General features: G+C 59.4%; 15 protein-coding genes. 7 read left to right on the top strand and 8 right to left on the bottom strand.

The window, feature by feature from the left end; genetic code table 11:
- Positions 1-14: 14 nt before the first annotated feature.
- The 7 genes from FB593_RS19655 (at position 15) to FB593_RS19625 (ending at position 12221) form a co-directional block, all read left to right on the top strand.
- Positions 15-3344: a DUF2126 domain-containing protein gene (locus tag FB593_RS19655; protein ID WP_003511533.1), complete on the top strand. Its 3330-nt coding sequence runs from the start codon at positions 15-17 to the stop codon at positions 3342-3344.
- 1 nt (position 3345) lies between these two features.
- Entirely contained in the window at positions 3346-5751 is a 2406-nt protein-coding gene (locus FB593_RS19650; RefSeq protein WP_003511535.1) for a circularly permuted type 2 ATP-grasp protein, read from the top strand.
- A 4-nt stretch (positions 5752-5755) separates the two neighbouring features.
- The gene (locus tag FB593_RS19645) at positions 5756-6634 is read left to right on the top strand and encodes a transglutaminase family protein (RefSeq protein ID WP_003511536.1); all 879 of its coding nucleotides are present in this window, start codon (positions 5756-5758) and stop codon (positions 6632-6634) included.
- Between the two features lie 157 nt (positions 6635-6791).
- Positions 6792-8030, top strand: coding sequence for a vWA domain-containing protein (locus FB593_RS19640; protein WP_003511537.1), 1239 nt, complete (start codon positions 6792-6794; stop codon positions 8028-8030).
- A gap of 162 nt (positions 8031-8192) precedes the next feature.
- Entirely contained in the window at positions 8193-9815 is a 1623-nt protein-coding gene (locus FB593_RS19635) for an ABC-F family ATP-binding cassette domain-containing protein (RefSeq protein ID WP_003511539.1), read from the top strand.
- A gap of 86 nt (positions 9816-9901) precedes the next feature.
- The gene (locus FB593_RS19630) at positions 9902-11050 is read left to right on the top strand and encodes an alpha-hydroxy acid oxidase (protein ID WP_065704468.1); all 1149 of its coding nucleotides are present in this window, start codon (positions 9902-9904) and stop codon (positions 11048-11050) included.
- A gap of 202 nt (positions 11051-11252) precedes the next feature.
- Entirely contained in the window at positions 11253-12221 is a 969-nt protein-coding gene (locus FB593_RS19625) for a MarR family winged helix-turn-helix transcriptional regulator (RefSeq protein ID WP_174006016.1), read from the top strand.
- A gap of 16 nt (positions 12222-12237) precedes the next feature.
- Here the strand turns inward: FB593_RS19625 and FB593_RS19620 are convergent, their stop codons facing one another.
- From FB593_RS19620 to FB593_RS19585, 8 genes are all read right to left on the bottom strand, one after another.
- Complete coding sequence (locus tag FB593_RS19620) at positions 12238-14442, bottom strand: methyl-accepting chemotaxis protein (protein ID WP_065704472.1); 2205 nt, start codon at positions 14440-14442, stop codon at positions 12238-12240.
- A gap of 297 nt (positions 14443-14739) precedes the next feature.
- Positions 14740-16239, bottom strand: a complete 1500-nt coding sequence (locus tag FB593_RS19615) for an FGGY-family carbohydrate kinase (RefSeq protein ID WP_065704474.1) — start codon at positions 16237-16239, stop codon at positions 14740-14742.
- Entirely contained in the window at positions 16232-17074 is an 843-nt protein-coding gene (locus tag FB593_RS19610) for a class I fructose-bisphosphate aldolase (protein ID WP_003511545.1), read from the bottom strand. The genes FB593_RS19615 and FB593_RS19610 overlap by 8 nt, the downstream gene beginning before the upstream one ends.
- 2 nt (positions 17075-17076) lie before the next feature.
- Complete coding sequence (locus FB593_RS19605) at positions 17077-18801, bottom strand: glycerol-3-phosphate dehydrogenase/oxidase (RefSeq protein WP_065704476.1); 1725 nt, start codon at positions 18799-18801, stop codon at positions 17077-17079.
- A gap of 122 nt (positions 18802-18923) precedes the next feature.
- Positions 18924-19922, bottom strand: a complete 999-nt coding sequence (locus tag FB593_RS19600; RefSeq protein ID WP_065704478.1) for an aldo/keto reductase — start codon at positions 19920-19922, stop codon at positions 18924-18926.
- The gene (locus tag FB593_RS19595; protein WP_038494403.1) at positions 19919-20893 is read right to left on the bottom strand and encodes a sugar-binding transcriptional regulator; all 975 of its coding nucleotides are present in this window, start codon (positions 20891-20893) and stop codon (positions 19919-19921) included. Before FB593_RS19595 ends, FB593_RS19600 begins: the two co-directional genes overlap by 4 nt.
- 29 nt (positions 20894-20922) lie before the next feature.
- The gene (locus FB593_RS19590; protein ID WP_003511562.1) at positions 20923-21924 is read right to left on the bottom strand and encodes an ABC transporter permease; all 1002 of its coding nucleotides are present in this window, start codon (positions 21922-21924) and stop codon (positions 20923-20925) included.
- 12 nt (positions 21925-21936) lie between these two features.
- Entirely contained in the window at positions 21937-23457 is a 1521-nt protein-coding gene (locus FB593_RS19585; protein ID WP_065704480.1) for a sugar ABC transporter ATP-binding protein, read from the bottom strand.
- Positions 23458-23478 lie beyond the last annotated feature (21 nt).

Here is a 23478-nt window from a genome sequence, read left to right as displayed (position 1 = left end):
GGCAAGGCAGATTAATGGCGATCAAAGCGAGCATCTATCATCTGACGCATTATAAATACGACAATCCGGTTCGCCTTGGACCGCAAATCATAAGATTGAAGCCCGCCTCGCACTCCAGAACCCATGTCATCAGCCATTCTCTCAAGGTTTCGCCGTCAAATCATTTCGTGAACCTTCAACAGGACCCATACGGCAATTATCTCGCCCGGTTCGTTTTTCCCGAGCCGGCGACGGAATTCAAGATCGAGGTCGATCTTGTCGCCGATATGACGGTTTACAATCCGTTCGATTTCTTCGTTGAGGAAGAGGCGACCAAGTGGCCGTTCGATTATCCGCAGGAGCTGCGGGAAGATCTGTCCATCTACATGAAACCGGAACCGACCGGCCCCCTGCTTTCCGCCTTCATGGCCACCGTGGACCACACACCCGGACAGCCGACGGTGGATATGGTCGTCGGCCTCAACGCCCGTCTGCAGCAGGAAATCGGTTACGTCATCCGCATGGAACCGGGTGTTCAGACGCCGGAAGAAACGCTGGCTTCCGGCAAGGGTTCATGCCGCGACACCAGCTGGCTGTTCGTCCAGATCTTGAGACATCTCGGCCTTGCCGCACGTTTCGTGTCGGGATACCTCATCCAGCTGACACCGGATCTCAAGGCATTGGATGGCCCGTCAGGGACAGAGGTCGATTTCACCGATCTGCATGCCTGGGCCGAGGTCTATATGCCGGGCGCCGGCTGGGTCGGTCTCGACCCCACTTCGGGGCTTTTGACCGGCGAGAGCCATATTCCGCTGGCGGCAACGCCGCATTTCCGCAATGCCGCGCCGATTTCCGGCGGTTATTTCGGCGAGGCCAATACGGAATTCGCTTTCGACATGCAGGTTCGGCGCGTTGCCGAGACCCCGCGCATCACCAAACCCTTCTCCGATGAGAGCTGGGAGAGCCTCAATGCACTCGGCGAAAAGGTCGATCAGGTTCTGAACGCCCATGACGTCAGGCTGACCATGGGCGGCGAGCCGACCTTCGTTTCCATCGACGATTTCGAATCCGAGGAATGGAACACCGGCGCGGTTGGACCGACGAAACGCGAAAAAGCGGACGTGTTGATCCGCCGCCTGCGCGAACGTTTCGCGCCCGGCGGCTTCCTGCACTACGGGCAGGGAAAATGGTATCCGGGCGAAAGCCTGCCGCGTTGGACATTTTCACTCTACTGGCGAAAGGACGGTCTGCCGATCTGGCAGAACCCTGCGCTGATTGCCGAAGAAGGCGCAAATACCGGTGTTGCGGCCGACGACGCGCAAAAGCTACTGAGCGGTATCGCCACTCATCTCGGTGTGGAGCCCGATCTGGTGCTTCCGGCCTATGAGGATCCGGCCGAATGGATCATCAAGGAAGGTAGTCTTCCCGAAAATGTCGATCCGTCCAACTCGAAACTGAAAGACCCGGAAGAACGCAATCGCCTTGCCCGCGTGTTCGAACGCGGGCTGACGACACCGACGGGTTATATTCTTCCGGTGCAGGCGTGGAACGCCAAGCCCACCACAGACAAACGCTGGGTCAGCGAGAAATGGAAAACACGGCGCGGCAAGATTTTCCTCGTTCCGGGTGATAGCCCGGTAGGTTACCGCCTGCCGCTTGGCACCCTGCCCCATGTGCCGCCATCCGCCTATCCTTATATCCATGAAGCTGACCCTTCGATCCCGCGAGGGCCGCTTCCCGAGAAATTCCAGCCCTCCGGACGCACCATGCCGGAAGCGTCTTTCCATGCGGATGAGGCATCCGGCCAGGAACGCATCGAGCAGACGCTTGGTGAAATCGGCGGCGCGGTGCGCACAGCCATGTCGGTGGAACCGCGCGATGGACGGCTCTGCGTCTTCATGCCGCCTGTCGAACGCATCGAGGATTATCTGGAACTGGTCGCAGCGGCAGAAGCGGCAGCGGCCGAGCTCGGGCTGCCCGTCCATATCGAAGGTTATGCTCCACCACATGACGAGCGTATCAATGTCATCCGTGTAGCGCCCGATCCCGGCGTCATCGAGGTCAACATCCACCCGGCCGCAAGCTGGAAGGATTGTGTCGACATCACCACGGCGGTCTATGAAGAGGCGCGACAGACGCGTCTGGGCGCTGACAAATTCATGATCGATGGTCGTCACACCGGCACCGGTGGTGGCAACCATGTGGTCGTGGGCGGGGCCAACCCGAATGACAGCCCTTTCCTGCGCCGTCCCGACCTTCTGAAAAGCCTTGTCTTGCACTGGCAGCGGCACCCGTCGCTTTCCTACCTGTTCTCCGGCCTGTTCATCGGACCGACGAGTCAGGCGCCCCGCATCGACGAAGCCCGCCACGACAGTCTTTACGAACTGGAGATCGCGCTGGCGCAGGTGCCTGCCCCTGGCCAGGGTGCGCCGCCGCTGCCATGGCTGGTCGACCGCCTGTTCCGCAACCTCCTGACGGATGTGACGGGCAACACCCACCGCGCCGAAATCTGCATCGACAAGCTGTTTTCTCCCGATGGGCCGACCGGCCGCCTTGGCCTTGTGGAGTTCCGCGGCTTCGAAATGCCGCCGAATGCCCGCATGTCGCTCGCCCAGCAATTGCTGGTGCGCGCCCTCATCGCCCGTTTCTGGAAAAACCCCGCCGCCGGCAAATTCGTGCGCTGGGGCACGGCACTTGCAGACCGATTCATGCTGCCGCACTACATCTGGGCGGACTTTATGGACGTGCTCGGAGACCTGAGGGAAAATGGCTTCGACCTGAAGCCGGAATGGTTCACAGCCCAGCAGGAATTCCGTTTCCCCTTCTTCGGTGAGGTGGAATACGAAGGCGCGAAGCTGGAATTGCGCCAGGCTCTGGAGCCCTGGCATGTTATGGGTGAACAGGGTGCCATCGGCGGAACCGTGCGTTTTGTCGACAGCTCCGTCGAGCGTATGCAGGTCCGCCTCGAAACCTCCAACCCTGCGCGCTATACCGTGGCGTGCAACGGTCGCGCCGTTCCGCTAACTCCAACGGAAAACCGAAGCGTTGCGGTCGCCGGTGTTCGTTTCAAGGCGTGGCAGCCCTCTTCCGGCCTGCATCCCGTTCTGCCGGTCAATTCGCCCTTGACCTTTGACATTTATGATACATGGTCGGGACGATCGATCGGCGGATGCATCTACCATGTTGCTCATCCGGGTGGTCGCAATTACGAGACCTTTCCCGTCAACGGCAACGAGGCCGAGGCACGCCGCCTTGCCCGTTTCGAACCATGGGGACATACGGCCGGGCAATATCCGTTGATGGCGGAAACCGTGTCGCCAGAATTTCCGCTGACGCTCGATCTGCGCCGGCCATACGGAGTGTAAATTGTCCAAAGCCCCGGCCACGGAACGCAAGACGGAAACGAGCGCGCAATCGCGCGGGCTTGACTACTCCACCTTGCCCGGCGTGGCCGATGAGATGCTCGATACCAACGGCAAGGTCAGACCGGTCTGGAAAACCCTGCTCGGTGCCCTGTCGCGCATGTCGGAACGCGAACTGCATGAGCGCTTTGCCCGCACCGACCGCTATCTGCGCGATGCGGGCGTGTTTTACCGCGATTACAGCAAGGGCAGCAGCGAAAGAAACTGGCCGATCTCCCATATCCCGGTGCTGATCGACGACAAGGAATGGACGGTTCTTTCCGAAGGGCTTAAACAGCGCGCCAATCTTCTGGAAGCCATGGTCGCCGATTTTTACGGCGAAAACCGGCTGGTGAAGGAAGGTTACGTACCGCCGGCACTGATCGCCTCCAATCCGGAATATCTGCGGCCGATGGTCGGCGTAAAACCGGCAAGCGGCCATTATCTGCATTTCTGCTCGTTCGAGATTGGACGTGGACCTGATGGCAACTGGTGGGTACTTGCCGACAGGACACAGGCGCCCTCCGGCGCAGGTTTTGCGCTGGAAAACCGGGTGGCGACCACACGCGCGCTTTCCGACATCTATGCCGAAACCCATGTTCACCGTCTCGCTTCATTTTTCGGCGCTTTCCGCGACACCTTGCAGTCGCACAGAAAACATCCGGATGACCGCATCGCGGTGCTGACGCCCGGCCCCGCAAACGAGACCTATTTCGAACACGCCTATATCGCCCGCTATCTCGGCTTCATGCTGCTAGAGGGTGAGGATCTGACCGTGGTCAACGGCCGCGTGATGGTAAGGACCGTGGCCGGACTGAAACCGATCGGCGTGCTTTGGCGGCGCCTCGATGCCTCCTATTCCGATCCGCTGGAACTGAACCAGCAATCCCACATCGGTACGCCCGGCATGGTGCAGGCGCTGCGCAATGAGGCACTGACAATCGTCAACGCGCTCGGCACCGGCATTCTCGAAACACGGGCCCTGCTGTCCTTCATGCCGCGCGTCTGTCGCCACCTGCTTGGCGAAGACCTGAAACTGCCGTCCATCGCGACCTGGTGGTGCGGACAGGAATCCGAGCGCCGCCACGTTGCCGGCAATATCGAAGGCATGGTCATAGGCCCGGCCTATTCCCGGCTGCCCTTCTTCGAAGACAACGGTCAGTCCGTGCTCGGCTCGTCCTTACGCGAAACGGCGAAGGAATCGATCAGCGACTGGCTCGCTTCCGATGGCCACAGGCTTGTCGGCCAAGAGGTGGTGACGCTTTCCACCACGCCGGCCTATATCGACAACAAGCTCGTGCCGCGCCCGATGAGCCTTCGCGTTTTTGCCGCCCGCACCCAGGATGGCTGGCAGATCATGCCGGGCGGCTTTGCGCGGATCGGCAGCAGCAACGATGTATCCGCCATCGCCATGCAATCAGGCGGCAGTGCCGCGGATGTCTGGATCGTCAGCGACAAGCCGGTGGAACGCACTACGCTTTTACCGGCGGAAGAAAGCTTCACCCGCAACATGCCGGGTAGCCTGCCGAGCCGTGCGGCGGACAATCTCTTCTGGCTCGGCCGCTATATCGAACGTTCGGAAGGCGCATTGCGCATCTTGCGCGCCTGGCACGGACGTTATGCCGAATCCGCCGACCCACGTCAGCCCTTGCTTGCGCATGTGACGCGTTATCTCGAAGCGCTGGATGTGGAAATGAACGATGCCGTGCCGGAAAGCCTGCTGAACAACATCAACAGCGCGCTCTATTCCGCCAGCAACATCCGAGACCGTTTTTCGCCGGACGGATGGCTTGCGCTGAATGACCTTGCCAAGACTGCCCGTCGGTTCCACGCAAAGGTTTCGCCGGGCGACGACGCGACCCATGCCATGACGATCCTCCTTCGCAAGCTTGCAGGCTTCGCCGGTCTCGTGCACGAAAACATGTATCGTTTCACCGGCTGGCGTTTCCTGTCGATCGGCCGCTATCTCGAGCGTGGCCTGCATATGACAAGGCTTCTCGGCCATATGACCGGACCGGATGCGCCAGATGGATCCTATGACATGCTGCTCGAAATCGGTGACAGCGTCATGACCCATCGCCGCCGATACAATGTCAGCACGGCGGGTCTGACCGTCACCGATCTTCTGGCGCTCGATCCGCTCAACCCACGGTCCATCCTGTTTCAGCTGAACGAGATTCGTACTGAGGTGGAGCAGCTGCCGAACGCCTTTACGAACGGCCAGATGTCGCCCTTTTACCGCGAGGCAATGCGGCTGCATTCCGGCCTTGCCGTCATGACGCCGGAAAACATGAACGGCGCGATCTACCGCCAGCTCGAAACGGACATGGAACATCTCTCCGATGTTCTGGCCCAGACATATCTCGGATAACCCGATGCTTTATGACCTTTCCCTGCATATGGGTTACACCTACGACACGCCGGCCCATGGCGCGCGCCACATCATCCGAGTGCTGCCCCTGTCGATCCCGGGCCGTCAGCGCTTCATCGCCGGCACCATCGATGTTTCGCCGGTGCCGGAAGAACGGGCGGTCTTTGAGGATTTCTTTCATCAATCGGCCACCTCAGTGCATCTGCGCGCACCGCACGAAAAGCTGGATATCCGCATGCAGGCGCGTGTGATGGTGGAGGCACCTGCGCTGACGGCAGATTTTTCACCCGAGCTTTCACGCCTGCCGCAAGACCTTGCAGACGTCTGGTCGGTCGACTTCCAGTCACCGCATCACTTCATCGGCGCCAGCCCGAGACTAGGGACGGATACGGCGATATCGGCCTATGCGCGGGAATTGCTGAAGCCCGGAATGACCATTCGCGAAATCGCACTCTCGATGTGCAAACGCATACACAAGGACTTCACCTATGACGGTGAAGCGACGACTGTCGATACGACACCGTCGGAAGCCTTCAAGCTGAAACGCGGCGTATGCCAGGACTTTTCGCATATCATGATCATGGCGCTGCGCAGCCTCGGCATTCCCGCCGGTTACGTCAGCGGCTTCCTGCGCACCATCCCCCCGCCGGGCAAGGAACGTCTGGAAGGTGCCGATGCGATGCATGCCTGGGTTCGCGTATGGTGCGGTGAGGCCGCCGGTTATCTGGAGCTCGACCCCACCAACGATATCGTTGCCGGCAGCGACCATATCGTCGTTGGCTATGGCCGGGACTATTCCGATGTCGCGCCGGTGATCGGCGTATTGAAGAGCTACGGCAACCAGCAGATCAAACAGGCCGTCGACGTCATTCCCGTCCAGTAATGATACATTACGTGTTATTATGAGCATACTCGAATTAATACTTGAAAAACTGCACCAATTTGAACGACATATAAAATTTAACCGTCTACATTAGTGGATTCTACATCGTTTGCGGGTTTCCTGCGCTCAGTCTAATGTTCTAATTAGTGAGCCCGTTATGATCTCCTCCGCATATCAAAAAATGACGCGCCGTTTCCTTGCCGATACGGGCGGCAATTTTGGCATGATGACGGCAATATTGCTGCCGGTGCTGCTTGGTTTTGCCGGCGCCGGCATGGAGCTGGCGAATGTGATGCAGGTGAAAGCGGACCTGCAGAACACGGCGGATTCGGCGGCTCTCGCGGCCGCGACCGAGGCCCGCTTGAAAGAAGGCGCTCTGACGGACGAACAAATCAAGGAAATCGCCAAGGCCTTCATCGCCAGCCAGATGGAAAAGACCCTGACCGAGGAGGAGAAGAAGGCGCTCGAGAAAAACTCTCCAGTCAATATTGGCACAACGGACGATGCGCGCGGCAAGACCTACACCATCCAGACCACGATAAACTACCAGATGCAGCTTAATCCGCTCTTGGGGTTCTTCGGGGCGAAAACACTCGATCTTGCCGCGACAGGCACCGCGGTAAGCACTGTCAACAAGGGCGCGCCGATCTCCATGTATCTGGTGCTCGACCGCTCGGGTTCGATGTCCTTCAAGACCGATACGCTCAACACCAAGAAAACGTCGTGCCAGAACTACACGGTCGATAACTGGGGGAGTTATCCCAATCTCAAAAATACATCGCCCTGCTACGTCAACAAGGCTACTTCGCTAAAAACCGCGGTCGGCTATCTCGTCGCGACGTTGAACAAGGCCGATCCCACTTATACCGCCAACGGCGGTTCCGAACTGGTTCGAACAGGAGCCTCGGTCTATACGCATGAGACCTACGCGGCCCAGCCTATCACTTGGGGTACTAGCAGCGTTGCCACCTATGTCGACAAACAGATCCCGGAGTTTCCGTCTGGCGGTACGGATGCCCGCAGCAGTCTGAATGCCGCATACAACGCCCTTAAAAAAGCGAATATCGTTGAAGCGAAAGAACACAAGGACAAGAAAAGCGAATCCTTCGAGCGATACATCGTTCTCATGACGGATGGCGAAATGACGGGGAACAGCTCCTCCTGGAGTTCCAGCATCGACCAGACTGTGCGCAATACCTGCGATACGGCCAAGAAAGACGGTATCAAGATTTTCAGCGTCGCGTTCATGGCGCCGGACAAGGGCAAGTCGCTGCTGCAACATTGTGCGTCCAGTCTCGACAATTATTACGCGCCTGAAAACATGGAGCAGATCGTTACCGCCTTCGGCGAAATTGCCCGCAAGGCTGCCGGTAGTTTGGCAACGCTGACCAATTAAGGGAAAATCAAGCCAGCATCCCCCGGAAACGACCCCGCTTCCGGGGAGCGATGTTCCCGGGGCGACCTTGCCGGGTTGCATGGCTGGCACGGCGTGCGCGGCAGGTGACAGCGCCGGCGACACATGGCATAGGAGAGCCGCTCCCATTCACAGGCCCCTGTCATGATCCGCATCGAAAATATCAGCAAGTCGAACAGTCACCGCATTCTCTACATCGAGGCCTCCGCTGCGCTCAATCGCGGCGAGAAGATCGGCCTTGTCGGCCCCAACGGTTCTGGCAAGACCACGCTGTTCCGAATGATGACCGGCGAGGAACAGCCCGACGAGGGACAGGTCGTCGTCGAAAAGGGCATGACGGTGGGTTATTTCAACCAGGACGTCGGCGAAATGTCTGGCCGTTCCGCCGTGGCCGAAGTCATGGAAGGCGCCGGCCCGGTCAGCGAAGTCGCGGCCGAACTTCGGCAGCTGGAGGCCGCCATGTCCGATCCCGACCGGATGGACGAAATGGATGCCATCATCGAGCGTTACGGCGAAGTGCAGGCGCGGTATGAAGAACTGGACGGCTACGCGCTGGAGGGCCGCGCGCGCGAGGTTCTGGACGGGTTGAGCTTCAGTCAGGAAATGATGGATGGCGATGTCGCCAAACTTTCCGGCGGCTGGAAGATGCGCGTAGCGCTCGCCCGCATCCTTCTGATGCGCCCGGACGTGATGCTGCTCGACGAACCATCGAACCATCTCGATCTCGAAAGCCTGATCTGGCTCGAAGATTTTCTGAAGAACTACGACGGCGCGCTTTTGATGACCTCGCACGACCGCGAATTCATGAACCGAATCGTTACCAAGATCATCGAAATTGACGCTGGCAACCTCACCACCTATTCCGGCGACTACGGCTTTTACGAACAGCAGCGTGCGCAGAACGAAAAGCAGCAGCAGGCGCAGTTCGAACGCCAGCAGGCGATGCTCGCCAAGGAAATCAAGTTCATCGAGCGCTTCAAGGCGCGTGCCTCGCATGCCTCACAGGTGCAGAGCCGCGTCAAGAAACTCGAAAAGATTGACCGCGTCGAGCCGCCCAAGCGGCGCCAGACGGTCGCTTTCGAATTTGCGCCGGCGCCGAGATCTGGCGAGGATGTCGTCGCGCTGAAGAAAGTGAACAAGGCCTATGGCAGCCGCACGATCTATGGCGAACTTGACTTCATGGTGCGGCGCAAGGAACGCTGGTGCATCATGGGTGTCAATGGTGCCGGAAAATCCACCTTGCTGAAACTCGTGACTGGCACGACCACGCCGGATTCCGGCAACGTCACTCTCGGCGCCAGCGTCAAGCTCGGTTATTTCGCCCAGCACGCCATGGATGTTCTGGACGGCGACAGCACCATTCTGGAATGGCTGGAGGAACGTTTCCCGAAAGCCGGGCAGGCACCGCTGCGCGCCCTTGCCGGCTGCTTCGGTTTTTCCGGTGACGATGTGGAGAAGCGCTGCCGCGTTTTGTCCGGCGGTGAGAAGGCCCGTCTGGTCATGGCTGCCATGCTGTTCGACCCGCCGAATTTCCTCGTGCTGGACGAGCCGACGAACCATCTCGACCTCGACACCAAGGAAATGCTGATCAAGGCCCTGTCGGAATATGAAGGCACGATGCTTTTCGTTTCGCATGACCGCCATTTCCTGGCCGCCCTTTCCAACCGGGTGCTGGAACTGACGCCTGACGGTATCCACCAATTTGGCGGCGGATATACGGAATATGTAGAAAGCACCGGACAGGAAGCGCCGGGCCTGCGCAGCTGAGGCAGCTTAACGGACGTATGAGACGCAGAATTCCCGGGACAGGTTTCATCTTTTAACGTTTGCAGAGCGGATCGGTGGACTAACAAATGCAACTTAAAGACTGCTACAATTTCCACGATTTTCGCCGAATGGCAAAACAGCGTCTTCCCGGACCGATCTTCAACTACATCGACGGTGCTGCCGACGATGAGGTGACGTACCGGAGAAACACGGCCGCCTTCGAGAATTGCGATCTCGTTCCCGACGTGTTGCGGGGCGTGGCCGATGTGGACATGTCTGTCACCGTCATGGGGCAGAAGCTGGCGATGCCGGTCTATTGTTCCCCAACTGCGCTTCAGCGTCTCTTCCACCATCAGGGGGAGCGGGCGGTTGCGGCCGCAGCCGGAAAATTCGGCACGATGTTCGGCGTTTCTTCACTCGGCACCACCAGCCTCGAGGAAGCGCGCCGGATCAGCGGCGGCCCACAGGTCTATCAGTTTTATTTCCACAAGGACCGTGGTCTCAACCGCGATATGATGGCGCGCGCCAAGACTGCGGGTGTGCAGACGATGATGCTGACGGTGGACAGCATCACGGGTGGGAACCGTGAGCGCGACAAGCGCACCGGTTTTGCCATTCCGTTCAAGCTCAATCTTTCTGGCATTGCGCAATTCGCCATCAAGCCGGCCTGGGGGATCAATTATCTGACGCATGAGCGCTTCAGCCTGCCCCAGCTCGACGGCCACATCAAAATGGACGGCGGCGCGCTCTCCATCAGTCGCTATTTCACCGAAATGCTCGACCCATCCATGACGTGGGACGACGTCGCACAGATGGTGCGTGAATGGGGCGGCCCTTTTTGTCTGAAGGGTGTCATGTCCGTGGAGGACGCCAGACGCGCCGTCGATATCGGTTGCAGCGGCATCGTGCTTTCCAATCACGGCGGTCGCCAGCTCGATGGCTCGCGTAGCGCCTTCGACCAACTGGCCGAGATTGTCGACGCAGTCGGTGACCGTATCGATGTCATGATGGATGGCGGGGTTCAGCGCGGAACGCACGTCCTCAAAGCCCTGTCTCTGGGGGCGAAGGCCGTGGGGCTTGGCCGCTATTACCTTTTCCCGCTTGCCGCCGCCGGACAGCCGGGTGTCGAGCGTGCGCTTGAGCTGATGCGCATCGAAATCGAGCGCGGCATGAAGCTGATGGGCTGCACCACCGTCGACCAACTGACACGCCGGAACCTGCGGTTTCGTAACTAGAGCGGTGTCAGTGCGAGGAAATCGAGGCCTGTCGAGCTTATCGACAATATAGTCGGATAATCACCCGTACCGAATGATCCCTTTGATACCACCACAGCGGTTTCGGAAGGTTTTCACGCTATCGGCGCTGCGCAGTGGTGACCTTGGCAAGACTGATCGAATATGATTATGGTTGCATGATGCAACCATAATGGATTTTGGCATGCCCGAAAGACCCTTTCCCATAAACGATATCCGCTCCACCTCGCGTCGGCTCGTGCGCGAACTCGGCTTCATGGGTGGAGACTTTGCCGGCACCGATCTGCCGCCCTCCGCCGTGCACGCCCTGATCGAGATCGAGGCATGCCCACGCATTTCCGCACGCGATCTGGGAAAGATGCTTCGGCTTGAAAAGTCGAGCATCAGCCGCATGCTTCGCAAACTGGTTCTTTCGGGCGATGTTCTGGAAGAAACGGACGAAGAGGATAGTCGTATCAAGCGGTTGCGCCTCGCCGGGCGAGGACAGAAGCGGGTCGAAGCCATCCACACCTTTGCCAACCGACAGGTATCAAACGCACTGTCGCGGCTCGCGCCTGCGGATGGCCAAAAAATCCTTGACGGGCTTCGCCTTTATGCCGACGCGCTGGGAGACCGGGCCGACGCCGCGGCTCCCCCGATCGAAATCGTCAGGGGCTACATGCCCGGCCTTATTGCCCGTATCACGCAAATGCATGCGCTTTATTATGCCCGGACATCAGGCTTCGGCCAGCGCTTCGAATCCGTTGTTGCCGAAGGTCTCGCCTCCTTTTGCAACCGGCTCGAAAACCCGCAAAATGCGATCTGGGTCGCAATGCGTGGAGACGATGTCATCGGCTCCATCGCAATCGACGGTGAAGATCTGGGACCGGGAACCGCGCATCTGCGCTGGTTCATCGTCGATGATGGCGTGCGTGGCGGCGGCGTCGGGCGAAGGCTGTTGGCAACCGCCCTTGCGTTCACGGACGAAAAAGCATTCGCCGAAACCCATCTGTGGACTTTCAACGGACTTTTGGCAGCACGGCATCTTTACGAGGCCCAGGGTTTTACCTGTGCAGAGGAACGTCCCGGCAGCCAGTGGGGAAGCGAGGTTCTGGAACAGCGCTTCGTCAGGCCGCTTCCTGTGGTTGGCGGCGCTGAACGTGAAGCGAACTAAACCCCGTGGCGGCCGATCAAGCCGCCTTGAGAGCCCCCCGATGAGCAAGTGCGCCTGACCCCAGCTCGAACTGGCCGAGCAACCGGTTCAGCGCATCGACCTCGCCTGCAAGATTGTGGCTTGCGGCGGTCATTTCTTCCACCATCGCGGCATTTTTCTGCGTGTCCTGATCCATCTGGTTCACGGCGGTATTGATCTGCTGAAGGCCGGACGACTGCTCTTGCGCGGATTCGACGATCGCGGCGACGTGCTGGTTGATCTCCTGCACTTCGGCGACAATCGCGTCGAGCGCCTTGCCGGTGTCGCCGACGAGATGCACGCCCTCTTCGACCTGCTGGTTCGATTTTGTGATGAGCGACTTGATTTCCTTCGCCGCGCCGGCAGAACGCTGCGCAAGTTCGCGCACCTCCTGCGCCACCACGGCAAAACCCTTGCCCGCCTCGCCGGCTCGCGCCGCTTCCACGCCGGCATTGAGTGCCAGCAAGTTCGTCTGGAAGGCAATCTCGTCGATCACACCGATGATACTGGAAATCTCGTTCGAGGATTTTTCGATCCGCTCCATCGCGATCACGGCCTGACGCACGACTTCGCCCGATCGTTCCGCACCGATGCGCGTGCGGGAAACCAGACGGCCCGCCTCATGCGCACGGTTTGCGGCATCTTTCACGGTTATTGTGATCTCTTCAAGAGCTGCGGCGGTTTCCTCCACGGCAGCAGCCTGCTGTTCCGTCCGCCTTGCCAGATCATCGGAGGCTGCCTTGATTTCATTAGCGCCGGCATCAATACCGGCGGCATTATCTGATACCCGCAGAAGCGCGTTCTGCAACTTCCCGGCAGAAGCGTTAAAATCGTTGCGCACGGCATCGAACCGCTCGACAAAGGGATCGTTGATACGACAGGAAACGTCGCCATCTGCGAGCCTGGCCAACGCCTGAGCCAGACTGTCAACTGCGAAACGGATGCCGCTCGCCTCATCGGCCGCCTTGTGTTCGCGGGCCACCCGCTCCTGTTCGCCAAGAGTTCGGTTGGCTTCCGCTTCCTGCTCCAGCAAGGCTTTTTCACGATTGTTTTCGCGCAAAACGTCAAGCGAGCGGGCAAGATCGCCGATCTCGTCCCTGGTCTCGATATCCTTCAATGTCAGCTGGAGATTTCCCCGGGCGATCTGGGCGGTCTCATCGATGACATTCGTGATGCGGTTGATGAACCGCCGTGCAATAAACCAGCCGGCCATCGCCAGCAGCACCGCCGCCGTTACGATCGTCAGGACGGCGTCACGCATCATTGCATGCAGCTGCGCAAAGACCGTGTCCTCCGGAACCGAGACGATTGCGTACCATTTCATGTCGCCGGTGAGCATGACCGGCAAGGCGACGGCAAGGGAAACCGTGCCGTCCTGTGCCGTCATTTCCAGCTCTTTTCCGGGATTGGCGATCAGTTTATCCCAGCCTGCAGTTTGTGCGCCGCCATCTGCGAGGTTCTTACCCATTATCGTCGCATCGGGATGGCTGATGATCTTGCCGCCGCCGCTCACAAGGCTCATGAAGCCCGTTCCCATCGGCCGGACGGCTGACAACGCCTTGTTCGTTTCCTCCAGCGACAGATCGAGGCCAGCGACGCCCAGAGTTTTACCGTCGACGATGACAGGTTTGGCGACCGAGGTAATCAGAACCTCTTTGCCATCGATTGCGTAAGAATAGGGTTCGATGACGACTGTTTTCTTCAATGTGAAGGGCAACTGATAATAATCGCCTGGACCCGCGGTGGTATAATCCGTCAATGCGGTGTTGCTTATTTTGCCTCCGCTCCGCACCCAATAGGGTACATAACGACCAGTCGCATCATATCCCTCCTTGTTGACGAAGTCCGCATCCTTGCCATCGAAGGCATTGGGCTCCCATCCGGTCCAGAGACCAAGCAAAGCGGGATTGTTCGCCAGCATGTGCCGGATAAGCTGATCGGCCTTGCTCCGATCGGCATCGCCCGACTGCTTCATCGATTCCAGAACCGAGCCGAGGCTATTGACGATGTGAATCATGCCGCCGATATTTTTCTCGGTCGTCAAGGCTTCCGCTTGCGCGATCTGCTGCATACGCTCCATACTGTTGGCCCTCGTATCCTCAAAGGACCGATAAAACAGCACGGCCGAAGCCGCGATCGTTGCAACGACGCCGCATGCGGCGACTGCGAAGATATTACGGCCCGTTGTCGATTTAAACAGCATGTCACATCCCCACAAAAAATCCCGGCCGCGACGGCTGAGGTCGCTGCGCGCAAGCCCAAAATGTCAGCAACCAGACCAGACGATAATATTAGAAAACTATGCTTAAAAATTACTTTAATTCATATTTTTAGCGCAATTAAGAAAACAGAAATAAATTATAAAACCGTAATATTACAGTACAAACAAAATATTACGCGATATCCGAACCTTCCGAAACGCCAGCATATATTGCAAGCTACGAGCAAGCTCATGCGGCACGCATCATTGCGTGCCGCTGATCAGGAAAACCGGGAGCCTTTAATCCTGCAAACGCAGATCACTCCAGAAGCCGCGCAACTGGTCGGTCAATTGTGTGTAGAGGCCGTAGCGCCGCCGATAATGCGGGAGTTGCCCCGCATCCGGCCGATAGGCACTGGCCACGCGGGTCATCGCTGCGACCGCCGCTTCATAGCCGGGATAGAGACCGACCGCCACGGCCGCGCCGATGGCCGCACCAAGCGCGCCGGTCTCGCGGGCCTCCGCGACACGCAGCGGGATTTCAAGAACGTCCGCCATGATCTGCGGCCAATGCTGGCTGCGGGAACCGCCGCCGGACATGCCGGCACTGTCGACCGGCAGCCCCGCTTCCCTGAGAACGCCGATATGGCGGCGGTGTTCGAAACACACACCCTCGAACAGGGCTCTCAGCATGTGGCCTTCGCCATGCCATCCCGCCAGACCATAAAACCCGCCCCGAAATTCCGCGCCCAGTCGCGAGCCGAAGATGAACGGGTGGAAGAACGGATCGTCGGCGCGTTGCGAAACGGAACCGACCAGATCGTTGCAGCGCTCGAAGGCATGGTCACCATGGTCACCGCGAACACGGTGCACGTACCATTCAAGATTGGCCGCAGAGGTGGCGCTGGACTCGATATTGACATAGCGGCCACGTCCAAAGGTCGTGACCATGAAGACATCGGGGCTGATGACCGGTTTATCCGCGAAAACCTGATTAATGCTCCAGGTGCCGGCGATGATAGAAGCCTCCCCGGCGTTGATGACGCCCGACCCCATGGCGCTGGAGACGACATCGAAAAAACCGCCGATAACAGGCGTGCCCTCGGAAAGCCCCGTCAGAGCCGAAGCCTCAGCTGTCACATGGCCGACGATATCCGCCGATTCTACGAGGCGCGGAAAAAAGGCGACGGCATCCTCAAGCCCGTAGAGCGACAGGAGTTCCCGGTCGAGCTTCGCTTCGGGGAAGGCAAGCAACCCCGCACCACTGAGATCGGAAATATCATTGGCAAGACAACCGGTCAGGCGGAAGTTCAGGAAATCCTTGCAGAACAGCACCGTTCCGATCTGGGCATATGTATCGGGCGCATGCCTTTTCACCCAGGCCAGCAGGCTGGGCGTTTGCGCGGGCCAAGGCCGTTGCAGACAACGGTTCTGTAGTTGCGCGCCGCTTTTCCGGTCAAGCTCTACCGCCACATCGGCGGCTCGGCTGTCAAGCGACTGGATACCGATCAGGGGCTGCTGATCCTTGTCCAGCAGGTAGAGACCGTTGCCGTGGCCGGCGCAACCGACGGCGAGGATGCTCCGGGGATCGACGGACGATTTTGCCAGAAGCTGGCGGATCGCCTCGCATCCGTTGCGCCACAACTCCTCCAGATCGCGCTCGACGTAACCGGGCTGCGGAAATGTCGAATGGCCGTCGATGGCGTGTTGCGCGACCTGCCGGCCGGCCGTGTCGAACAGCACCGCCTTGATAACCGTGTTGCCGACATCCAGACCCAATATATGATTTTTATCAGCCACGATTATAGATGTCCCATGCTTCTTCGCTGCCCGCACCCTGATGGATGATAGCCATCAGGGCCGCAACGACGGCCTTGGGGTTGTCATGCTGGTAGATATTGCGTCCATAGACCATCCCGTTCGCACCTTCGGCCACCAGTGCCGCTGATTTCGCCAGCACGTTGCGCAAGTCCTCACGCCCCCCGCCCCGCACCAGAACCGGGCACCGCGCTGCCTCGATGACCTTGTGAAAATCCAGCGGATTGCTGGTGGGATCGGCCTTGATGATATCGGCTCCCATTTCCGAGGCAAGACGCACCAGCGTGACGATCTTTTCAGCATCGCCATCCACCTGGTAACCGCCGCGCACGTCATTGGGCAACATCACCAGCGGTTCGATCATCAGCGGCATGCCGTAACGATGGCAATCGGCGCGCACGCGGCTGATATTCTCGACGCATTGGCGAAACAGTTCCGGCTCGTCCGGCAACATGAACAGGTTCACGACGACGCAGGCGGCGTCCATCTCCAGCGCGCCGATGATCGGATCGTGATAGTTCTGGAGCTGCGACCACATGGTTCTGTGGCGCGTTGAATTATAGGGGTTGCCCATGTCGATGCGCATGACGAGCGCCGGCTTGTCGCGCTGCGGCCTTTGCTGCAATAGGTCCGCCTGTCCGTAGGTCATCTGGATGGCATCGGGAGCTGCTTCGACAAGCCTGTCCACAGTTTGAGCCATATCCTCAAGCCCGACGAGGAAGCTCGGCTCGTTGCAAACCCCGTGATCAATGGCAACGTCCAAGCATCCACCATTGCGGAACAGCCGGTTCATGCGCGCCTTTTTCGAAATCCGCATCATCATGCATTCTCCTTGCATCTGTGTTTAAGCATTGCCGTCGTGACCCCGTAAAAGGTCTCCAGTTCATCAACGAGCCGCTGCCGTTCGTCCGCCGCCTGCTGTGGCGCCCATCCCAGCTCGCGCGCTGCGACGCCAAGGATCGCATCGATCAGATCGGCATCGATGACGCCGGTAATGGCAAGCGTCGTGCGGCGCAGGATGAGATCCGTCAGATGGCGGACATGTTCGCAGCGGATCAGCCAGACCACCTCTGCCGCCGTGATCGGCGGTTTTTCGCAAAGCGGACTGTCATCCGGGCGGCCCCGACAAAAACCCATCAACTCGAAGGCACGTGAACCGTAGGCCGATGCCAGATACTCGGCCCGGTCCCGGTCGATCGAAAATTCCTCCGACAGCAGGGCCGGCAGGCGCACGGCACCGTTGGGGAAGTTCCTGCCGCCGCCGATCGGGCGGTTCATTGTGCCAGTCAGCCGCTTGCGTCCGAGAAAGGCCAGAGCCTCGTCGGTCACCTGTTCGCCAAAGGCTCTGAACGTCGTCCACTTGCCGCCGATCATGCAGAGCTGTGGCGGATCGCCCTCCACGCGGTGGACGAAATGGCTGCGGGATATTCTTCCGGTAAAGGCCGCGTCGCTGCGCGGCAGCGGGCGTATGCCGCTGAAACTGTAGACGATGTCGGAATGGTCGATGGAAATATGCGGAAAGACCTGACGGACCGCATCGAGAATATAATCACGCTCTTCCGGTTCGCATCGCACCCGTTCGGGACGATCGACCTTGATATCTGTCGAACCAGCGAGAACCCGGCCAAGATAGGGAAAGAGGATACAGACACGGTTGTCGGCATTCTCGAAAAAAATCATATGGCCGTTCAAGGCCTTAAAGAGCGCCTCGTTGGCGAGGATCAGATGCGATCCCTTGGTGCCGGAAACGGTCGGTTTCGCCCTCCCCGCAGCCTGTGTGGTCGTTAGCGCTCCAATCGTCTCATCGATCCAGGCGCCCGTCGCATTGACGATGATGCGTGGCCGGACGGGCAAGGTTTCGTCCGTGCCCTCCACCTTAAGACCATAATCACCGCCAGCACGGACAAACTCGGCATAGTTCAGCGCAATGCTTTGCGGCGCATCGGCCCGGGTGTCGATCAGAAGCTCCAGCGCAAGCCGTTCGGGCTGGCTGATCCACGCATCGTAATAGGTGGCCGAATATCTGATGCCTGGCGTCAGGCCCGGCCAGCGTTGCAACGTCTTTCGTGCGTTGCGGAAGGTGTGTCGGGGAAGGATGCGATTTTTGCGGGTGACGAAGTCATAGAGCATGAGGCCCGCCTTGATGGCCAGTGCCCCCCGGCTGGCGGGTTTTCCGCCGGAACCCACAAAGGTCGCAGCCGCGTTGAACAGGCCGCTGAAGGTTGAAAATATCGGGATCGTCGTCGGCAGCGGATGAACCATATGCGGTGCCAGCGTCAGAAGCGCATCACGCTCCCGCAGCGATTCCGCCACAAGGCCGAATTCACCATTTTCGAGATACCGCAGGCCACCGTGGATCATGCGCGAGGGTGCAGCACTGCAACCGGACGAGAAGTCGTTGCGCTCTACCAGAAGCACCCGCAGTCCCTGTAAAGCGAGATCGCGATAGGCGGCGATACCATTGATACCGCCACCGATGACGACGGCGTCGAAATCACCGTCTTGCCGAATGCGGCGTAGAGCGTCCTCGCGAAAACTGGGCATAGGAATACCGTTCGCTGGCTAACAACCAGCGTCCCAATGTTGTTAAACGTTTAAAGCGACGAGAGAGAGGGGTAGCGAAAATTATGCGCTATTCGCCTGAAGCCCCGTCTCAGCTACATGATTTACGCATCGAGCCCCACGAGATGCTCGGCAACGCCGACGCTGATGAGAGCCAGTTCATTTTCCGCGAGGCGCAGGCGGGCCGCAGCAGCGTTTTCAACCGCCTGAGCCGGATCGCGCGCCCCGCACAGCGAGAATGTTATGCCGGGCTGGGCAATCGTCCAGGCAATCACGACCTGCGCAATCGACGCCCCATGCGCTTCGGCCACCGGCTCCAGACGCCGCGTCAGCCGCGCGATCTTCTCGCGGTTTGCCTGGCTGAAACGCGGATTGCCCTTGCGCTGATCATCCCCTGCAAAAACCCGTTCAGGTCCGACCTTGCCGGACAGAAGACCGAGCGCCAGCGACGAGTAGCTCAGGACCGAAACAGCACTCGTGCGGCAAAGCGGCAGAAGTGTCGTCTCGATGTCCCGCCGCACCATTGAATATTCTTCCTGGATGGCATCCAGCGCGCCGGTGGCGATATAGGCTACCAAATCCTCCGGCGAGACGTTGCTCGCGCCGATCGAACGGATCTTGCCTTCGTCCTTCAGGCGCACAAGCGTTTCCACCGTCTCGGCAATCGGCGTCGTCGCATCCTGCCAGTGGGTGACATAGTGGTCGATATAGTCGGTTCCGAGCCGCTTCAGGCTCTCTTCGACCTCATGCCGGATCGAAGCGGCGCCGAGATAACGGTGAACGGGCTTGCCATCCTGGTGGAAGAAATAGGCGCCCTCGTTCACATGCCAGACCAGCCCGCATTTGGTGACCAGCACCACCTTGTCGCGCCGGCCGGCAATCGCCTTGCCGACGATGGTTTCCGCAAGCCCCATGCCATAGGCCGGCGCGGTATCGATCAGGGAAATGCCCGCATCGATGGAGGCCTGGATAGCGGCGATGGATTGCCGCTCGTCGGTGCCGCCCCACATCCAGCCGCCGATGGCCCAAGTGCCCAGCCCCACGGCTGATGCGCTGATACCGCTGCCGCCAATCGTCCGGGTCAATATTGAATTGTCCGTCACGAAGTTTCCCCCTCTTCCTGATCCAGTAAATAGCCGGCGATCGCCTCGTCCACGACGAGCGAGGTCAGATAGCGGCCGGCAAGCGTGGCTGCCACCGGTCCGGCCTTGATGGCCCCGGCCGCCACGCCGATGATGTTCGGGCACCGGGCAAGCTGCCCGGGGTCCAGCGCCACCACGCGCGAGTTGAGATCGATCCGCGCCAGCTGCCCATCCGCCATGGTGAGATGGGCAAGGAATTCCCCGGCAATGCCCGCATCCACCAGCGCCTGCCCGCCACGGGCCGCATCCGGCAGCAGATCGTAATAACCGGAACCGGGCGCCTCCACGGAACCGATGCCAACCAGCGCCACCTGCGCCTGTCGCGCTAAGTCGAACACTTCGCGGATCGAAGCGACATTCATCAGGAGATCACGCTGTTCCTCATCCTCGGCAAATAGCGGCGCATGAATGAGCGACGCGCTGCCGCCGAGCTTTTCCGCCAGTTGCGTGGCCAGATGATTGACATCCGTATAATGCTTGCCCTGCACACCCCCGGTCAGCGGCACTACCCGCACATCGAAACGGCGCTCCGCCTCCAGATTATCGACGACGGCGCTCACCGCCTTGCCGCCGGTAATCGCAATCACGTCGCCGTCGCGGATCGTCTCCAGCAAGTGGTTGGCGGCCACGCGTCCGACCATCTGCAGCGCGGTTTCCGGATTGTCGGACACCGTCGGTGTCACCACCGACTGTCTGAGGCCGAAGCGACGTGTGATCTCGTTTTCGAGGTCCACCAGCCTCTGATAGGGACTGGCGATAGTGATCTTTACCATGCCTGCCTTGCGGCCCGCCGCTATCATGCGGTTCACCTTGGTGTGGGAGAGATTGAGCCGCTCGGCAATTTCCGACTGCTTCACGCCCTCGATGAAATGCAGCACCAGGACGGAGTACATCTGCCTCTGTTGATCGAAATCGTCCTTGGTATCCAGCATGATCATATCTCTCCAATTACCACAGGCGCTCAGCGGCGACGCTTTACAAGATAGTGGTCGAACAGGACCGCCGTCAGCAATATGCTTCCCCTGATGATGTCCTGCCAGTAGACAGACACATTGAGCAAGGCAAGCGAACTGGAAACGACCGACAGAAGGATCGCCCCGAGGATTGCGCCTAGAATGGTGCCCGAGCCGCCCGAAAGGCTGGCGCCACCGATGACCGCGGCTGCAATCACGTTAAGTTCCATGCCGACTCCGAAGCTCGGCTGTGCTGACCCGAAGCGGGCCATGTAGATCACGCCTGCGACACCGCACAGCATCGAACAAAGTGTGGTGGTGGCAAACACCACCCGGCCGACGCGGATGCCGGAATAAGCCGCCGCTTTCGGATTGCTGCCGGTATAGAACACCTTACGGAATGCCGTCGTACGCCGCAGCAAGAGATCGAAGCAGACGACCACCACCGCGAATATGATCAGCACCAGCGGAATGCCGCCAAGCGCGCCCTGGCCGATGAATTTGAATTCCGGCGGCAGCGAGTAGAGACCGAGCGGCCGGCCGCCCGTTGCTAGCAGGCAGACGCCGCGCGCAATCACCATGACGCCGAGCGATACGATGAAGTGATGCAGGCCGATGACCGTTGTCAGAAATCCCATGGCCATGCCGACCAATGTGGTGAGGCAGATTGCCAGCCCGGCCGCGACCCAGGGATCGACACCGTTGAGGAATAGCCAGCCAGCCGCAACCATCGCAAGCGCCGTGACGGAACCGACGGATAGATCAATGCCGCCCGAGATTAACAGGATCGTCATGCCGACCACGACGATGCTTTCGATGGCGAAAACCATCGCCATGGCCCGCAGATTGTCGACCGTCAGGAAATACGGGGATATGAAAGACATCACCGCGAAAAGGGCGAGGATGATGACGATAAGTCCGGTTTCCCGTGCCTTGAGCGCCGGTTCCCACCAGCCTGTGCGGCGAACCGCCACTTCTGCAATGCCCGAAGGTGTTTCCGATGTTGCCATTTTCCCGCTCCCTCAGGCCCCTGCCGGGCTCTCTGCAATATTGATCGATGCAAGCTGCATGATCTTTTCTTCCGTCATGTCCTCACCCTCAACCTCGCCGGCAATGCGCCCCTCGCGCACGACCAGTACGCGGTCGCTGACACCGATGAGTTCCGGCAATTCAGAGGATATGACGATCACGCCCACACCCTCGCGTGCCAGTTCCCGGATCTGGCGGTGGATTTCGGCCTTTGCGCCCACATCCACCCCGCGTGTCGGCTCGTCGAGAAAGACGACCTGTGGCTCCACCGACAGCATCTTTGCCAGTGCCACCTTCTGCTGGTTGCCGCCGCTCAAGGTAGAGACAGCGTCACCGACGCTGTTTGCCCGCAATTTCAGCCGGCGTCCCAACTCGTCGGCGCGCTTCATTTCCTTGCGCCGTTCGATAAAGCCCATGCCGTTTGATATCCTGCCGACATCGAGCGCCGAGACATTCGCGGCAATGGACATGTTGAGAAACAGCCCGTTGCCCTTGCGGTCTTCCGACAGATAGACCAGCCCCTCCCGAATGCTGTCGCGATAGTCATTGAGCCTCAGCGGCCGGCCGCGCAACGTGACCTCGCCTTTTGGTTTTCCCTCCAGCCGGCAGACCGCACGGACAATTTCGCTTCGCCCTGCGCCGATCAGGCCGGCGAGCCCGAGGATTTCGCCCCGGCGCAGATCGAAATCGACATCGAAAACGCGCTTTCCCTCGTTCAGTCCCCGAACAGAGAGAATGACGTCACTCGATTTCTCTTCTTCTGCAAGTTTCGGTGGGTAGAGCTTATCGAGCACCCGTCCCACCATGCTGTTGACGACTTCCTCCGGGGAAATCTCCGAGATATTCTCCGTCCTGATGTGGCAACCGTCGCGCATCACCGTGATGCGGTCGCAATGCTCAAAAATCTCCGCCATCCGGTGCGAGATATAGATGATCGCAATCCCGCGTTCCGCCAACCGGTGCATGATCCGGAAAAGGGTCTGGGCCTCGGTTTCGGTCAAAGCCGCCGTCGGCTCATCAAGGATCAGGATACGGCAGTCCAGCGTCAGCGCCTTGGCAATCTCGACGATCTGCTGTTGCGAAATCGACAGATCACCGGCGCGGCTGGCGGGATCGATATCGCCGATTTCCTTGAGGATGGTTGCCGCCCGCTTGCCAAGATCGCGATAATTCATGAACCAGGATTTGCTTTGGCCGGTCTCCGACATGAACATGTTTTCGGCAACCAAAATTTCCGGGCAAAGCGCAATCTCCTGATGCACGAAACCGATACCGAGCCGGTTCGCCGCATTGGGCGAGGATATTTTGACCGGTTTGCCGTCCAGCAGGATTTCGCCGCCATCGGGCTGCAAAATGCCATCGATAATATGCATCAGCGTCGATTTACCGGCGCCGTTTTCACCCGCGAGCGCATGGATTTCTCCCCGCCGCAGCTCAAAGGCAGCACTGCGTAACGCCCGCACGGGCCCGAACGCCTTGTGAATATTCGTCATGTTGAGGATGACCTCGCCCATAACGCCCCTCCCGAACGTGGC

This window comes from Rhizobium sp. SJZ105, from assembly GCF_007828365.1.
Lineage (GTDB): Bacteria > Pseudomonadota > Alphaproteobacteria > Rhizobiales > Rhizobiaceae > Agrobacterium > Agrobacterium tumefaciens.
This window is presented reverse-complemented; position numbering and strand designations above follow the sequence as displayed.

Bases quoted from the DNA above. Each gene is read 5' to 3' on its own strand.
- FB593_RS19655 (WP_003511533.1), top strand. From the start codon at position 15: ATGGCGATCAAAGCGAGCATCTATCATCTGACGCATTATAAATACGAC.
- FB593_RS19645 (WP_003511536.1), top strand. From the start codon at position 5,756: ATGCTTTATGACCTTTCCCTGCATATGGGTTACACCTACGACACGCCG.
- FB593_RS19640 (WP_003511537.1), top strand. From the start codon at position 6,792: ATGATCTCCTCCGCATATCAAAAAATGACGCGCCGTTTCCTTGCCGAT.
- FB593_RS19635 (WP_003511539.1), top strand. From the start codon at position 8,193: ATGATCCGCATCGAAAATATCAGCAAGTCGAACAGTCACCGCATTCTC.
- FB593_RS19630 (WP_065704468.1), top strand. From the start codon at position 9,902: ATGCAACTTAAAGACTGCTACAATTTCCACGATTTTCGCCGAATGGCA.
- FB593_RS19625 (WP_174006016.1), top strand. From the start codon at position 11,253: ATGCCCGAAAGACCCTTTCCCATAAACGATATCCGCTCCACCTCGCGT.
- FB593_RS19620 (WP_065704472.1), bottom strand. From the start codon at position 14,442: ATGCTGTTTAAATCGACAACGGGCCGTAATATCTTCGCAGTCGCCGCA.
- FB593_RS19610 (WP_003511545.1), bottom strand. From the start codon at position 17,074: ATGCGGATTTCGAAAAAGGCGCGCATGAACCGGCTGTTCCGCAATGGT.
- FB593_RS19605 (WP_065704476.1), bottom strand. From the start codon at position 18,801: ATGCCCAGTTTTCGCGAGGACGCTCTACGCCGCATTCGGCAAGACGGT.
- FB593_RS19595 (WP_038494403.1), bottom strand. From the start codon at position 20,893: ATGCTGGATACCAAGGACGATTTCGATCAACAGAGGCAGATGTACTCC.
- FB593_RS19590 (WP_003511562.1), bottom strand. From the start codon at position 21,924: ATGGCAACATCGGAAACACCTTCGGGCATTGCAGAAGTGGCGGTTCGC.
- FB593_RS19585 (WP_065704480.1), bottom strand. From the start codon at position 23,457: ATGGGCGAGGTCATCCTCAACATGACGAATATTCACAAGGCGTTCGGG.